Annotated in this window: 16 protein-coding genes; 12 read left to right on the top strand and 4 right to left on the bottom strand. The window is 49.1% G+C overall.

The genetic code is table 11. The features are described from left to right. Positions 1 to 128: 128 nt before the first annotated feature. Both uvrD and HH196_RS08850 read right to left on the bottom strand, forming a co-directional pair. Positions 129 to 2327 (bottom strand): DNA helicase II, encoded by a 2199-nt coding sequence (gene uvrD, locus HH196_RS08855; RefSeq protein ID WP_169451762.1) that lies wholly within the window; start codon positions 2325 to 2327, stop codon positions 129 to 131. 154 nt (positions 2328 to 2481) lie between these two features. After that, positions 2482 to 3450: a homoserine kinase gene (locus HH196_RS08850; protein ID WP_169451761.1), complete on the bottom strand. Its 969-nt coding sequence runs from the start codon at positions 3448 to 3450 to the stop codon at positions 2482 to 2484. Between the two features lie 103 nt (positions 3451 to 3553). Here HH196_RS08850 and polA point away from each other — a divergent pair, with 103 nt between their 5' ends. The 3 genes from polA to HH196_RS08835 are packed head-to-tail and all read left to right on the top strand — an operon-like array spanning position 3554 to position 7394. After that, positions 3554 to 6313 (top strand): DNA polymerase I, encoded by a 2760-nt coding sequence (gene polA / locus HH196_RS08845; protein ID WP_169451760.1) that lies wholly within the window; start codon positions 3554 to 3556, stop codon positions 6311 to 6313. A gap of 42 nt (positions 6314 to 6355) precedes the next feature. After that, the gene (locus tag HH196_RS08840) at positions 6356 to 7072 is read left to right on the top strand and encodes an AzlC family ABC transporter permease (RefSeq protein WP_211160775.1); all 717 of its coding nucleotides are present in this window, start codon (positions 6356 to 6358) and stop codon (positions 7070 to 7072) included. Between the two features lies 1 nt (position 7073). Beyond that, the gene (locus HH196_RS08835) at positions 7074 to 7394 is read left to right on the top strand and encodes an AzlD domain-containing protein (protein ID WP_169451759.1); all 321 of its coding nucleotides are present in this window, start codon (positions 7074 to 7076) and stop codon (positions 7392 to 7394) included. An 18-nt stretch (positions 7395 to 7412) separates the two neighbouring features. On the opposite strand, the gene yihA is transcribed toward HH196_RS08835, so the two are convergent. Further along, on the bottom strand, positions 7413 to 8063 hold the full coding sequence (yihA, locus tag HH196_RS08830; protein ID WP_169451758.1) for a ribosome biogenesis GTP-binding protein YihA/YsxC: 651 nt from the start codon (positions 8061 to 8063) through the stop codon (positions 7413 to 7415). Positions 8064 to 8375: 312 nt separating this feature from the next. On the opposite strand from yihA, the gene HH196_RS08825 reads away from it, so the two are divergent. The 9 genes from HH196_RS08825 to HH196_RS08785 all read left to right on the top strand — a co-directional run bounded on the left by HH196_RS08825 (position 8376) and on the right by HH196_RS08785 (position 14534). Then, positions 8376 to 8969, top strand: a complete 594-nt coding sequence (locus HH196_RS08825; protein ID WP_169451757.1) for a cytochrome c — start codon at positions 8376 to 8378, stop codon at positions 8967 to 8969. Between the two features lie 109 nt (positions 8970 to 9078). Then, positions 9079 to 9711 (top strand): thiol:disulfide interchange protein DsbA/DsbL, encoded by a 633-nt coding sequence (locus tag HH196_RS08820; protein WP_169451756.1) that lies wholly within the window; start codon positions 9079 to 9081, stop codon positions 9709 to 9711. A 138-nt stretch (positions 9712 to 9849) separates the two neighbouring features. Beyond that, the gene (gene ubiB, locus HH196_RS08815; protein ID WP_169451755.1) at positions 9850 to 11478 is read left to right on the top strand and encodes a ubiquinone biosynthesis regulatory protein kinase UbiB; all 1629 of its coding nucleotides are present in this window, start codon (positions 9850 to 9852) and stop codon (positions 11476 to 11478) included. Between the two features lie 9 nt (positions 11479 to 11487). After that, a complete protein-coding gene (gene hisI / locus HH196_RS08810; RefSeq protein ID WP_169451754.1) occupies positions 11488 to 11895 on the top strand; it encodes a phosphoribosyl-AMP cyclohydrolase in 408 nt (135 codons plus the stop codon). Beyond that, on the top strand, positions 11888 to 12217 hold the full coding sequence (locus HH196_RS08805; RefSeq protein WP_169451753.1) for a phosphoribosyl-ATP diphosphatase: 330 nt from the start codon (positions 11888 to 11890) through the stop codon (positions 12215 to 12217). The genes hisI and HH196_RS08805 overlap by 8 nt, the downstream gene beginning before the upstream one ends. Before the next feature lie 45 nt (positions 12218 to 12262). Beyond that, a complete protein-coding gene (gene tatA, locus HH196_RS08800) occupies positions 12263 to 12514 on the top strand; it encodes a twin-arginine translocase TatA/TatE family subunit (protein WP_169451752.1) in 252 nt (83 codons plus the stop codon). A gap of 36 nt (positions 12515 to 12550) precedes the next feature. Continuing rightward, positions 12551 to 13045 (top strand): hypothetical protein, encoded by a 495-nt coding sequence (locus tag HH196_RS08795; RefSeq protein ID WP_248276844.1) that lies wholly within the window; start codon positions 12551 to 12553, stop codon positions 13043 to 13045. Further along, the gene (gene tatC / locus HH196_RS08790) at positions 13020 to 13844 is read left to right on the top strand and encodes a twin-arginine translocase subunit TatC (protein ID WP_169451750.1); all 825 of its coding nucleotides are present in this window, start codon (positions 13020 to 13022) and stop codon (positions 13842 to 13844) included. The genes HH196_RS08795 and tatC overlap by 26 nt, the downstream gene beginning before the upstream one ends. 12 nt (positions 13845 to 13856) lie before the next feature. After that, positions 13857 to 14534, top strand: coding sequence for a tRNA-uridine aminocarboxypropyltransferase (locus HH196_RS08785; RefSeq protein ID WP_169451749.1), 678 nt, complete (start codon positions 13857 to 13859; stop codon positions 14532 to 14534). A gap of 107 nt (positions 14535 to 14641) precedes the next feature. Here the strand turns inward: HH196_RS08785 and trxA are convergent, their stop codons facing one another. After that, positions 14642 to 15013: a thioredoxin gene (trxA, locus tag HH196_RS08780; RefSeq protein ID WP_169451748.1), complete on the bottom strand. Its 372-nt coding sequence runs from the start codon at positions 15011 to 15013 to the stop codon at positions 14642 to 14644. Between the last annotated feature and the right edge of the window lie 75 nt (positions 15014 to 15088).

The raw sequence follows: 15088 nt of genomic DNA, 5'->3' as shown, positions 1-15088 counted from the left end.
TAGGTTTGCGTTTAAACGTTTCGGGTGACGTATCACTCAATTACGGACTATTTAAAAACACTTTTGTTACACGATTGTTACACGAGTGTCATTTTTCTTTAAACAATCTGCAATATAGTCCAAATGCATTAAAGCGCGGTTAGATTTGCAAACCCAACAACCAGCCACTTGGTCCCTTCGTAATCGAAGTTAACCTGTACGCGTGCTTTAGGACCCGAGCCTTCAAAATTGATGACCATGCCCTCACCAAATTTAGGGTGGTTAACGCGTTGGCCTAAACTGAGCTGGGTGTCGGGTACTTCGCTGGCAAAGGCTTTAGATGGGGTGAACTCCACATCGGAGCCGCTTGAGTAGGGGCGGCGAACGGTGGCATTCAAACGCACCTCTTCTATCGTCTCCATTGGAATCTCTTGGATAAAGCGAGAAGGGCGGTTGTAGTTATCTTGTCCGTGCAGGCGACGACTCTCAGCGTAGGTTAGGAAGAGTTTCTGCATGGCGCGTGTGATGCCTACATAACAGAGGCGGCGCTCCTCTTCGAGACGACCAGGCTCCTCTGCAGACATGCTGTGCGGGAACAGACCCTCTTCCATGCCTGCAAGAAATACTAGTGGGAATTCCAAGCCTTTGGCGGAGTGCAGAGTCATCAACTGTACCGAATCGGTGAACTGATCCGCCTGTGCTTCGCCAGCATCCAAAGCGGCTTGGTCTAAGAATGCAGATAGGACTGATGGGAACTCTGGATTCTCTTCCAGAGACCACTGTTGCTCAAACTGGCGGGCAGCTGTCACAAGCTCTTCTAAGTTCTCTATACGTGATTGCGCTTTCTCTCCCTTCTCCTTTTCGTGGTGAGCGATAAGGCCAGAGAGTTTAATCGCGTGGTCGGTCTGCTCTTGAAGAGATGTCTCTTCGGTGTCTGTATCGAGTCGATTAACGAGATCTAAAAAACCCTGCAGAGCATTATTGGCTCTTGCGGGAAGTGCATTGTGCTCGACGATCTCATTACTCGCGCGCCACATCGAGATACCCTGTTCACGCGCATAGTCGCGAATCTTCTCGATAGTACTGGTGCCAATGCCGCGCACTGGAACATTGATGACACGCTCCATTGCGGTGTCATCATCTCGGTTAGAGACTAGGCGCAGGTATGCCAGCGCGTTTTTGATCTCCAAACGATCATAGAAGCGTTGGCCACCATAGATGCGGTATGGGATACCCGCCCGAATCAGCATCTCCTCGAGCACGCGTGACTGGGCGTTGGAGCGGTAGAGAATGGCACTCTCGTCTCTGCGATTGCCTTCGTCTATCCAAGCAGCGATGCGATCGACTATAAAACGCGCCTCATCTTGCTCGTTAAAGGCGGCATAGAGGCTAATCGGTTCACCTTGATTGCCATCGGTCCAGAGCTCTTTACCCAAGCGGCCGAAGTTATTGCTGATGACACCATTGGCAGCCGTCAAAATATTACTGGTTGAGCGGTAGTTCTGCTCCAGCTTAATGGTGCGCAGGTTGCTAAAGTGAGTCTCTAGGTTTTGGATATTCTCAATGCGCGCGCCACGCCAGCCGTAGATTGATTGGTCATCATCACCCACCGCCATCAGCTTGTGTTCACCCTGACAAAGAAGTCGTAGCCAGGCGTACTGAATGGCGTTGGTATCCTGAAACTCGTCGACAAGCACGTATCGGAAACGGTCACGATAGTGGGCGAGTAGCTGTGGATTTTTATCGCGAAGTAACTCTAAACAGCGCAGCAGTAGTTCACCGAAATCGATCATGCCGCCTCGGTCACATGCCTGCTCATACGCTTCATAGACACGGATCAGCGTGTCTTGAACTAGGTCGCCGGTGCGCTCTAAGTGATGGCTGCGAAGCCCCTCATCTTTTTGAGCATTAATAAACCATTGAATCTGCTTTGGAGGCCAGCGTGAATCATCTAAACCCATCTCTTTACAGAGTCGCTTAACCAACCGCAGTTGGTCATCGCTATCCATGATCTGGAAGTTTTCTCGCAGCCCAGCATCCTGCCAGTGAGAACGAAGTAAGCGGTGCGCCAAACCGTGGAAGGTGCCTACCCACATTCCTTGGACGTTGATGTTAAGTAGGCTTTCGATACGGCCTCGCATCTCTTTAGCGGCCTTGTTAGTAAAGGTTACGGCAAGGATGGAGTAGGGCGAGATCTGCTCGGCTTCGATAAGCCATGCAATACGGTGAACAAGCACACGTGTTTTACCGGAACCCGCTCCCGCCAGCACCAAGAGGTTACTGATATCCGCCGTCACAGCATCACGTTGTGCGTCGTTGAGGGAGTCGATGATATGGGTAACGTCCATGGCTCAATCTTCGGGTTCTACTGAATGGGCGTACAGTATACGAGAAGGAGTATGCAGCGTCACCTTCCAAAGTAAGAGCGGTCACGGTTTGCCTGCGGCAATTCGTTCCTACAGGGTGTTGTAGGAGGGAATTGCGCAGCAAGCCCCGACCATTTTATATTGAACTCGGCTTCGCAATCCTATGCAAAAGCACCTGCTTAAACTCATCCGGATCTTTAAGCGTTTTGCCGCTGCCTTTTCCTTGGTGAGCCTCAACCCATGGTTCTAAACGAGATAGCCAAAAGCGCATCGCTGCAGTGCGAGTCAGTTGTGGCCAGACCTTGTATTCGTCATCACTGAATGGGCGAATCGCTGCGTAGGCTTTCAGCAGTGCCTGCTCTTTGAGCGGGTCGATTTGTAGATTGCTATCGATACACCAGTCATTGGCAACGATGGCAAGGTCGAATAGGTAGTATGCGCTTGCTGCATTGTAGATATCTAAAATGGCTGTGAGACGGTCTTCATGAAAGAGAGCGTTGTCATGGAACAGATCGCCATGAATGATGCCGCTGGGAAGTTGCTCGCCAAATTGATCGCGCAGCTCATCAAAACGGCGGACCTCTTCGGTTAGCAGCTCTGCATCAGCTTTAGCGATTTGTGGTGCAAGGCGCTCACTTTCACGGCGCCACCAGAATACGCCACGATGTGCTTGGCGTTTTAGGTAGAAGTCGCTGCCCCCCTGATGATAGTGCGCAAGTGCAGTACCTATCTGTGCACAGTGGTTGGCTGTCAGCTCGGTGCGGTTGAGGTGTGCACCAGGATAACGTGGCTGAATAATCGCAGGTCGTTTAGCTACAGTTTTTAAGCCGATCCCATTTCTATCTTCAAGCGCGTGAGAAACCGGAACATTGCGTTTGCCCAACCAGCTACCAAGTTCAACGAAGAATGGCACCTCATCTCGGTTTAGCTCCTCAAAAAGGGTGAGCACATATTCATGCTGCTGGCCGTTGAGTGACGTGGTGAGGAAGTAGTTGGTATTTTCGATGCCACCGTCGATCCCTTTCAAAGCGATCGCCTCACCCAAATCAAAGTCTGCTAGCAGTTGATGAAGTTGTTCGTCAGTTACTTGGGTGTAAACAGCCATGCTTTTCTCTAATCGCGATTAAATGTCAGCCAATCACTTGGGTGCTGACGGGGTTTTGTCTATGATTGTGTGCCTTGTTAAAAAATACAATAGATAGTTACTTATGGCTGATGCATCTGCTCCTGTAGTCCTCGTTGACGGCTCTTCATATCTTTACCGTGCTTACTTCGCTTCAGAGCGTGCAAATTTGCGTACCTCTGATGGCCGACCTACGGGTGCTATCCGTCTTCTAACCTCGATGATGCGAAGCTTATTAAAGAGCTATCCTGACTCTCCAGTTGCGGTCATCTTCGATGCCAAGGGTAAAACCTTCCGTGATGAGATCTATCCAGAGTACAAAGCACAGCGCCCACCTATGCCTGACGATCTTAGACTACAGGTGGAGCCAGTACATGACATCATTAAAGCTATGGGTATTCCTCTTTTTGTTGAGGAGGGCGTTGAAGCTGATGATGTTATCGGTACTCTAGCGCGTCAGGCTGAACAGCATAACCTCAATGTAGTTATCTCTACCGGTGACAAAGATATGGCGCAGTTGGTGGATGATAAGGTGACGCTCATCAACACCATGACTGAAACAACCATGGACCCTCAGGGTGTTGTCGATAAATTCGGTATCCCACCAGAACTCATCATCGATTTCCTAGCGCTGATGGGTGATAAGGTCGATAACATTCCCGGAGTGCCTGGCGTTGGTGAAAAGACTGCTCTGGGTCTGCTGCAGGGTATCGGTAGCATTAAGTCGATCTATGAGAATTTGGATAAGGTTGCGACGCTCGAGTTTCGTGGCGCCAAAACGATGGCGGCTAAACTTGAAGAGCACCGTGAAGCAGCGGAGCTCTCTTACTTATTGGCAACGATCAAAACCGATGTCGAACTGCATATTTCACTGAACGACATCACCAAACCTGCACCAGATAATACTGCGTTGATTGAACTCTTCAAAAGCTTCGAATTCCGCTCATGGGCGACTCTTTTAGAGGGTGCTCCTGAGGGCTCGTCTGAAACTGCAGTAGTCGAATCAGCAGCACCAGCAACAACTAAAGTGGTGGTTGAGCGTCGTTACGAGACGATTCTTACTCAAGCGGATGCGGAGCGTTGGTTTAATACGCTGCGTGCTGCGGGGACTTTTGCGTTTGATACTGAGACAACCAGTCTGAACTACATGGAAGCTCAGTTGGTCGGTGTTTCTTTTTGTTGTGAAGCGGGCGTGGCCGCTTACCTTCCGCTTGGACATGACTATGTAGGTGCCCCAGCCCAGGTCGACTTCGGTTGGGCGTTGGATCAATTAAAATCACTGCTTGAAGATGCGTCACTGAAGAAAGTGGGACAGCATCTTAAGTACGACATGAATGTTTTGGCGCGTTACGGAATCGACGTTAAAGGCATAGGTAGTGACACCATGCTGGAGTCTTATGTACTCAACAGCACGGCGACGCGTCATGATATGGATAGCCTTGCGAATTTCTATCTAGGTGAGTCAACCACTAGCTTTGAGTCTCTAGCGGGCAAGGGTAAAAACCAGCTCACTTTCAATCAGATCGAGATTGAACCTGCTGGCGAGTATGCTGCAGAAGATGCCGATATTACTTGGCGTTTGCACGAGCTGCTACAAGCGAATCTGAAAGATGTCGCACCGCTTGCTAAGGTGTTAAACGAGATTGAAATTCCACTGATTCCTGTCTTGTCACGAATCGAGCGCAACGGTGCTTTGGTGGATGCGGCAATGCTAGGGCAGCAGAGTCTTGAGTTAGAAGCTCGTCTTAAAGTGCTGGAGGCAGAGGCGTTTGAAGCGGCGGGTGAGCCGTTTAACCTCGCATCTCCGAAACAGCTTCAGGCGATTCTGTTTGAGAAACAGGGCCTGCCCGTGATCAAGAAGACACCGAAAGGGGCCCCTTCAACAGCTGAAGAGGTTCTGCAGGAGCTGGCGCTTGAGTACCCACTTCCAAAGTTGATTATGGAACACCGTGGTCTGACGAAGCTAAAGTCGACCTACACCGACAAGTTACCGTTGATGATTGATAAGGGCACGGGCCGCATTCACACCTCATACCATCAGGCAGTGACCGCGACGGGTCGTCTATCCTCTACCGACCCTAACTTGCAGAATATTCCAGTGCGTACCGCGGAAGGGCGCCGGATTCGCCATGCGTTTGTTGCACCTCAGGGCTACAAAGTGGTGGCAGCCGACTACTCGCAAATTGAACTTCGCATTATGGCGCATCTATCAGGCGATGCCGGTTTAGTGAACGCTTTTGCAGCGGGTGACGATATTCACCGCGCAACGGCCGCAGAGGTTTTCAAAGTGACCCCTCTGGAGGTTACAAATGATCAGCGTCGCAGTGCAAAGGCGATCAACTTCGGTCTCATCTACGGCATGTCTGCCTTTGGTTTGGCGAAACAACTTGGGACAACACGTGGTGAAGCTGCTAGCTACATCGAACACTACTTTGCGACCTATCCCGGCGTGCAAAACTATATGGAACGCACGCGCGAGCAAGCTCGTGATGCAGGTTTTGTAGAGACTGTGTTTGGCCGTCGTTTGTACCTTCCAGATATCGAAGCGCGTAATCCAATGTTACGCCAAGCGGCCGAACGTACCGCTATTAACGCCCCGATGCAGGGGACGGCTGCAGACATTATCAAGTTGGCCATGCTGGCCGTTGATCAATGGCTCAATGAGAGCGGTTTCGATGCACGCATGATTATGCAGGTGCACGATGAGTTGGTATTTGAGGTGGCAGAAGGGCAGGTTGAGCAGTTTAAGCTAGAGATCATTCGATTGATGGAGGGCGCTGCTAAGCTTGATGTGCCTTTGGTTGTCGAAGTGGGTGTCGGTGAAAATTGGGAACAGGCTCACTAATTTCTTTTTACGCTATTTTAGGCGATCTTTGCTGGGGTGCTAGTGGCAACATCAGGTTTGTTCTATCGCGGTTTTCGTGACGGTGTCTTTAGTGGTTTGCCATTCTCGCTCGTGCTGGTGCCTTTTGGCATGCTGTTTGGAGTTGTAGCGACTGAAGCGGGCCTCAATATTTATGAGGTGATGGCGTTTTCGGTATTGGTCATCGCAGGCGCTGCGCAGCTATCTGCTGTCAGCTTAATGAGCGAAAATGCCCCAGTCCTAATTGTTCTAGCTATCTCTCTTGCCGTTAATCTTCGAATGGGGCTCTACTCAGCCGCCCTTGTTCCCACCTTTGGTAAGTTGCCGCTATGGAAGCGAAGTCTGGCCTGTTATTGGTTGTTTGATCAGCCATTCGCTCTTACCTCCCTAGATTTAAAGAAAAATCCAAACCGCTCTGTCGATGAGAGATTGGGATTCTTTTTTGGGGTTGGGATTCCGCTCTCGATCTTCTGGTACAGCGCTACCTTTATTGGCGCCTATTTGGGCGAGTTTTTCCCAACCAATATCGGTTTGGACTTTGCAATTGCTGCAACCTTTCTGTCGCTAATTGCCCCCTTGCTGCGTTCTCCTGCCCACTTGGCTGCCGCTTTCGTCTCTGTTTTAGGGACGTTGCTACTGCAATCTCTGCCGTTTAACACTGGGCTATTGATTGCGGCTCTTGCTGCGATGCTAGTGGGGTCTGAGATAGAGCGTCGCCTTCCGAAAAAGGGAGGCGTATGAGATGGAAGATAAAGCGTATCTCTGGACAGTAATTGTGTTGCTTGGTCTTGGTACCTGGCTAATTCGCTTCTCGTTTCTTGGGCTGATAGGCGATAAACCGCTACCGACCTACTTCAAACAGATGCTCAATTACACGGCAGTCGCGGTATTGCCCGGACTTGCCGCACCGGTGGTTTTGCAGGCGCCTGGAATAGGGATTGAACCGGCGAGGATAATCTCAGCACTCGTAATTCTTGGGATAGGGATTTGGACGCAGAATATGCTGAAATCGATTGCGGCAGGCCTAGTTATCTACTTTAGCCTGCACTATTTAATGATGTGATGAGCTGCGCGAAAAGGGTTAGCCCTCTTCCTGCTCTAACTCTTCAATTAGGTCAGCGAGCATCCAGGTATCTAAGCGGGCGCGTAATGCCTCGACACCATCGTTTTTAAGTGCCGAGAAGGTCTGTACGCTCACCTTATCTGCAAGACGTGCTTTCAGCTCTTTCTTCACTGATAGCATGGTTGCTTGGGCAGGGCCACGTTTCAGTTTGTCTGACTTTGTAAGCAGAATGTGAAGAGGAATGCCGGTCGCTTCACACCACTGCACCATCATCTCATCGAACTCTTTCATCGGATGGCGAATATCCATCACCAGCACTACACCTTTTAGGCATGCGCGCTTTTGTAGGTACTCATCGAGGTGCTGCTGCCAATGCTCTTTCATCGCGATGGGTACCTTCGCGTAGCCGTAGCCAGGTAGGTCGACGATGCGACAACCATCCAAGTTCAGGTCGAAAAAGTTGATCAGCTGCGTTCGGCCCGGTGTTTTAGAGGTACGAGCAAGGCGTGTCTGTTGAGTTAGCGAGTTAATTGCACTGGATTTGCCAGCATTTGAACGGCCTGCAAAGGCAACTTCAGAACCGATATCTTCAGGACACTGGTTGAGTTTGGCTGCACTGATTAGAAAGCGTGCAGTGTTGTAGTGTATTTTTGGCAACTCTTGGGTCATGAAAAACTCGGTTTAGATTAGCTAAGTGCCTATTATGTATTACTCCGAGTTTTGGTACTAGCCGTTCTCAGGAGTTGTTCCAAGCGCATTACTGGTTGCGAAGTAATAACTTTATAGCGAAAAGGTATTGAAGTTCTTTGACCAAGGTCGGTTTTCGTTATAGCGGATTCGGTTTATAATGCCGCCCAAATTTAGTGCTGTTACCTGTCTTGCGTCACCAAAAGTGATCGTTAAAAACAGTCGAACGGATTCAGTGAGTTCAGCAAAACTGGGCTCGTATACCTCTTCAATGATGAGATTGGGTAGATTGTTATGAAAAAAGTACTGCTCGGAATGCTAATCAGCCTTGGTTTGGTTAGCGGTGTTCAGGCTGCAGATGTAGCTCAACTAACTGCTGTATGTGCTGGCTGTCACGGTCCAGACGGTAACAGCATGGTGCCAACTTTTCCAAAGCTGGCAGGTCAAGGTGAGCGTTACCTTCTTAAACAGCTAAATGACATTAAATCAGGTGCGCGTGCAATTCCTGAAATGACAGGTCTTCTAGACAAAATGAGTGCAGACGATCTTGCTGCAATTTCAGCTCACTATGCTGGTAAGAAGATGCAGGGCGGCCAGGCTGATCCAGCCCTTGTTGAGCTTGGTCAGAAGATCTACCGTGCCGGTAACGAGAAATCAGGTGTCTCTGCATGTACTGCATGTCACGGCCCGGCAGGTAAAGGCGTAGATTCTGCAGCATTCCCTGCACTCGCTGGTCAACACGCTGCTTACGTTGAGAGCTCGTTAGTTAAGTTCTCTAAAGGACAGCGCGCTAACGACCCTAACGCTATGATGCGCACAGTCGCTGCAGCGATGAAAGAGTCTGAAATGAAAGCGGTATCTGCTTACATTCAGGGTCTTTACGAGTAATCGTAACAGTTAAAATAGAGGCAGCTTCGGCTGCCTTTTTTGATTTCAGCTTCAATTCAGCCAAGTTCTTTACCTTAGCTTTTAAAGATCCACTTCAAGGAACCAGGTCATGTTAAGACGTACATTCAATTTATTTGCAGCTGCCCTGTTAGCGCTGGGGTCAACTGTTGCAGTTGCAGCGGACTGGAAGGCTAATGAGCACTACAAAGTTTTGCCACAGCCTGTACCGACAGCTGACGCATCTAAGGTAGAGGTGGTTGAAGCCTTTGGTTACCTTTGCCCGCACTGTAATGCATTCGAACCGATGCTACACAGCTGGAGCGAGAATCTGGCGTCTGATGTAACGTTTGAAAACATGCCTGTTGTATTTGGTCGTAGCTGGGAACCTCTAGCGCGCGCTTATTACGTTTCTAAGTTGCTTGGCGTTAAAGAGAAGACCCACCAGGCTCTGTTTGATGCAATCCACCTTCAGCGTGAGCGTATCCGCGGCCCAGAAGATCTAGCAAAAATCTTTGCTAACTATGGTGTTGATGAAGCGACCTTCATGAAACAGTACAACTCTTTCGCTGTTGGTATGCAGTTGAAACAGGGTGATGCACGTATGCGTGGTTACCAGGTTCAAGGTGTACCAAGCTTAATTGTGAACGGTAAATACCTGATCAGTTCAGATATGGTGGGTTCACACGAAAATATGTTGAAAGTTGCCGACTATCTGATCGAAAAAGAGCGTTCAGCTAAGTAACTTCTCATTGTTTGTTCTCCAAACGAAGCACTGATTCAACCGTGCCGCTGCTTTGCAGTTTGCACGGTTGTTTTTTGTCTGCGCTTTAGCTGGCATAATAGCCGAGTTAATTAACCCTTCGACGCTGGCGGGCTCTGCGTGCAAAGCTTTTTCCGACTTTTAAAAATTTACTGGGTCATCGCCCGTTTTCGTCTCGATACCTTTCTGATTGGCGCGCGCCTGCCTTGGTATGTACGAGTTATCGTCGCTTTATTGCCTTGGCGAATTTTCTTCCGTGCTAAGGGATCTTCAGAGTCTCGTCTGCGCCTTGCGTTGATCGCACTGGGTCCAGTATTCATCAAGTTTGGACAAACCCTATCGACCCGCCGTGACCTGCTACCGCCCGATTTGGCAATTGAGCTGGCGCAGCTGCAGGATCGAGTGCCCCCTTTCAGTGGTGTAAAAGCACGCGCGCTTATTGAGTCGCAATTGGGTGCAACTGTTGATGAGTTGTTTGCAGAGTTTGATCCAGAGCCGCTTGCATCGGCGTCTGTCGCTCAGGTTCACCCGGCACGCCTTAAAGATGGTAAATCGGTTGTTGTTAAGGTTATTCGCCCAGGTATAGAGCGTGTTATTCGTCAGGATGTCGGCCTTCTCTATGTCATGGCTCGCATGGTTCAAAATCTCTGGTCAGAGGGTAAGCGCTTGCGTCCGGTTGAGGTGGTTGAAGAGTATGAACAGACCATCTTTGATGAGCTGGATCTTCGCAAAGAGGCGGCCAACGCAACTCAGCTGCGTCGTAACTTTGAGAACTCATCTATTCTCTATGTGCCAGAGATCTATTGGGATCTGACACGCCAGCGCGTGATGGTAATGGAGCGCATATCAGGTATTCCGGTGGCCGATATTGAAGCCCTGCATGCGCAAGGGACGGATATGGAGAAACTGGCGGAACGCGGAGTGGAGATCTTCTTTACCCAGGTGTTCAGAGACAGCTTCTTCCATGCGGATATGCACCCAGGCAACATCTTTGTCTCTCGTGAAAATCCGAGTGAGCCACAATATATTGCGGTCGACTTCGGTATCGTTGGGTCATTGTCAGCTGAAGATCAGAGTTACCTTGCTCGAAATATTCTCGCATTCTTCCAGCGTGATTACCGGTTAGTGGCACAACTGCATATCGATTCAGGCTGGGTGCCAGCAAATACCAATGTGCACGCCTTTGAGACTGCGATTCGTAGTGTCTGTGAACCGATTTTTGAGAAGCCGCTCAAAGATATCTCGTTTGGTATGGTGCTCTTGGGCCTATTCCAGACAGCACGACGCTTTAACATGGTGGTGCAACCTCAGCTTATTCTGCTTCAAAAGACCCTGCTGAACATTGAAGGCCTTGGTCGTCAGCTCTATCCGGATCTCGATCTTTGGAAAACGGGTAAGCCGTTCCTAGAAAATTGGATGCGTGAGCGAATGGGCGTCAAAGCGATGTTGAAAAACATTAAGCAGCAGGCCCCTGATTGGATTGAGAAGTTACCTCAGCTTCCGCAGTTGGTTTTCGACTCTCTACAACAGAGCCGCCAGTCGCATGAACAAAAGCTGCAACGTATTCAGCATGAACAGAGTCTTAAACAGAAGCAGGCTCAGAGAACCCGTAGAATGATGTTATTAGCATCTTCACTGGGCTTGCTGGCAGTTTCAACAGATCCAGCTATCAACCAGTGGGCGCAGCAGATGCCCTGGTTCGGTTGGGCCGCGGCTGCAGCCGCTTGGCTATTGATCTGGCGAGCATAGGAAATAGAGATGTCTTGGTTAGATGAAATTAAGTGGGATGATCGTGGTTTGATCCCTGCTATCGCTCAGGATCACAAAACAGGCGAAATTCTTATGGTCGCTTGGATGAACCGTGAATCTATTGAGTTGAGTATTCAAGAGCAGCGCGCTATCTATTGGTCGCGTTCACGGCAAAAGCTTTGGCGCAAGGGCGAAGAGTCGGGTAATGTTCAGCGTCTACATCAGTTACGCCTAGATTGTGATGCCGATGTACTGCTTCTTGAAGTAGAGCAAATCGGTGGCGTTGCTTGTCATACAGGCCGTCGCAGTTGCTTCTACCGCAAGTTAGATGTCACTTCTGGTGAGTGGGTGATTGATGCAGATGTGATCCAAGATCCAGAAGAGCTTTATGGAAACAAGGGGACAAAAGGTGAATAACGTTATTAGTGAACTCTCGGTTATTCTTGAGTCTCGCAAAGGCGCTTCAGCAGACTCTAGTTATGTTGCTAGTCTTTACAGTAAGGGACTCAACAAAATACTGGAGAAGGTTGGTGAAGAGGCGACCGAAACCATTCTTGCTGCAAAAGATGCTGAAAAGAGTGGTGACAATTCGGATCTAATCTACGAAACTGCTGATCTTTGGTTTCACTCGATGGTCGCTTTGGCGCATCTGGGCGTACCTGCAGAACAAGTTTTAGAGGAGCTGGCACGCCGTTTTGGTCTGTCAGGCCTTGAAGAAAAAGCAAACCGCACCAAATAATAGGTGTAGAACAATTAAGAACAACAACGCGTTAGGAGAAATGTAATGGGTTTTGGTGGTATTAGCATTTGGCAGTTGGTAATTGTACTTGGCATTATCATTCTGCTATTCGGCACTAAAAAACTTCGTAACCTAGGTGGTGACGTAGGTTCTGCTGTCAAAGGCTTCAAAAAAGCGATGAGCGATGACGCTTCAGCTGAAGAGCCTAAGAAACAGATCGAACAGGAGCAGAAAGACGCAGAATTCAAAGCTGCAGACGCTGCAAAGACTGAAGAAAAAACTGAATCTAAGTCTTAATCTAAGATGTTTGATATCGGTTTTTCCGAGCTGTTAATGGTCGGACTTGTCGGGCTAATTGTCATTGGACCCGACAAACTTCCTGGCACCGCACGTACTATTGGTATGTGGGTTGGGCGTATTCGCCGATCGGTGACTTCAATTCAGCGTGAAATCTCTGAAGAGCTTAAAGTTGAAGAGCTTCAGCGTAAAACGGCTATGACTAAAGAGAGACTTGCCGAAGAGTTAGGTGATGTAACTGATCAGTTTAAGCGCCCCTCGTTTGGTGATGACTCTGCCGTCAGCAAAACCGCTGAAGATGCACCTAAGCCGGAATTCAATCCAGCAGCTTGGACAAACGATCCTGATGTAGTGGCAGCGTATCAAGAAGCATATGCACCTAAGCAGGATGAACAGACTACAGATAATGCTCAAACAGAGAGCGCTGCAGAGATTGCTGATGCGGGTAACCAAACCTCATCAAGTGATCAGCCATCAGAGCAGCTAGCGGATAACAGCGAGCCAAATGAGCAACACAAAAACATCGGATAACGAGCAGCCCCTCATCGCTCACCTTATAGAACTTCGTCAGCGCTTAATGCGCATTGTTCTATTTGTGTTGGTGATCTTTGCGGGTCTCTTCTATTTCGCCAATGATCTCTACGACTACCTATCGGCACCGTTAACCGCGTTGTTGCCGCCAGGTACAAGCATGATTGCGACGGATGTCACCTCGCCATTCTTCGCTCCGTTTAAGCTGGCACTTGTCTTGGCGATCTTCATTGGTATCCCATTTATATTGCATCAGGTGTGGGGCTTCATCGCGCCGGGTCTCTATGAGAATGAGAAGCACCTAGCGGTTCCGTTGCTACTCTCATCTATCGTTCTCTTCTATTGCGGCATCGCTTTTGCCTACTACGTTGTGTTCCCGTTGGTGTTTGGCTTCTTCACCAGTGTAGGGCCTGAAAACGTTGCGGTAATGACCGATATTAGTAGCTACCTCAACTTCGTGCTGAAGCTATTTTTCGCCTTCGGTGTGGTGTTTGAGATTCCAATCGCGACTCTACTTATTCTTTGGACCGGCGTTACTACTCCGAAAGATCTGGGTGCGAAGCGCTCATACGTTATTGTTGGCTGTTTTGTTATTGGTATGCTGCTAACGCCGCCAGATATCATTTCACAGTCGTTGCTTGCGATCCCGATGTGGCTTCTCTTTGAGCTAGGTCTGGTACTCGGTCGTATCTTCATCAAAGATCGCGATAAAGAGTTTGATGACGAGTTTGAAGCGGCTGAAGCTGAAGATAACGCCAATCGCGACTCTGCGTCGGATGATGAGTCTGCTAAAAGCTAAACTCTAATAGCAATGGCACAGGTCGAAAACCCTCCTCGTAAACCCTTTGTTACGCGCGGCGCTAATGTGCGCCGCTGCGAACAGTGTCGTTTGGCAATCAGTACCTGTATCTGTGAATATCGATCTGAAGTAGAAGCATCCGTTGAGTTTGTTCTTCTGATGCATCGCTATGAAACCTATAAACCCACCAATACAGGTCGACTTATCGCAGACTCCATCGCCAATACGCGTACTATCGAGTGGCAGGGGCGTAAAGAGCCGGGTGAGGTTTTGCAATCACTGCTTAATGATCCTAGTTATCAGCCGATTATCGTATTCCCACCCTCTGAGGATTACCTCGATAGAATGACAAGTTCGGCTGCGGTATTGGCCGACGGACGTAAGCCGCTATTTATTCTTCTTGATGGCACCTGGCGCCAAGCGCGAAGAATGTTTAGGCACTCAGATTACCTTCAGAACCTGCCTGTGATCAGTCTTGATGAGATGAGAGTGTCAAACTATGGTTTGCGCAAAGCGATCCATGAAGGGCAGCTCTGTACCGCTGAGGTGGCTGTTGCCCTGTTAGAGCAGATGGAAGATCAGTCTGCAGCAGATCATCTCGCAGCCTATTTCGATCGATTCAATAAACACTACGTAGCGAGCCGTGGACGGCTAGCGAAGCGGGATAGAGAGACTGGGGAGCTGGTGTAGCTTTCAATATTTTCGCGGCTTCCCCTTCGGGTAATGCGCTCCTACGGTGCTCTGTTCGAAGCTTTGAGTAGGAGCGCATTGCCTCGAAGAGGCAAGCCGCGATGTGATTACTCTCCGCTCTCTTGAGACTCCGCAATCTGCTTACGCACTTCATCCATATCCAACTCGCTTGCTTTGGTGAGTAGCTCACGTAGTTGACCGGCTGGAAGGGCACCGCCTTCGCTGTAGATGATGATGTTGTCGCGGAAGATCATCAGGGTTGGGATAGAGCGGATCTGGAAGTGGCCTGCGATACCCTGTTCTGCTTCAGTGTTCACTTTTGCAAATACAATATTCGGGAACTCTTCAGATACTGCTTCAAAAGTTGGTGCAAAAGATTTACATGGTCCACACCAAGGCGCCCAGTAATCAACGATCACAAAGTCGTTACCCGATACAACCTCTTCAAAATTCGCTTCGTTTAATTCAACAATTGCCATGCTTATCTCCTGTTAAATGCATATATTAGAAACAGCTTAACAATGATTGGCTTGAGTTGATAGGAGATAGGTCAA

It is taken from the genome of Marinobacterium sp. LSUCC0821 (genome assembly GCF_012848475.1).
In the GTDB taxonomy this organism is placed as follows: Bacteria; Pseudomonadota; Gammaproteobacteria; order Pseudomonadales; family Balneatricaceae; genus Marinobacterium_E.
Note: the sequence above shows the minus strand (reverse complement) of the source record. Positions and strands in the feature narration are given on the sequence as shown.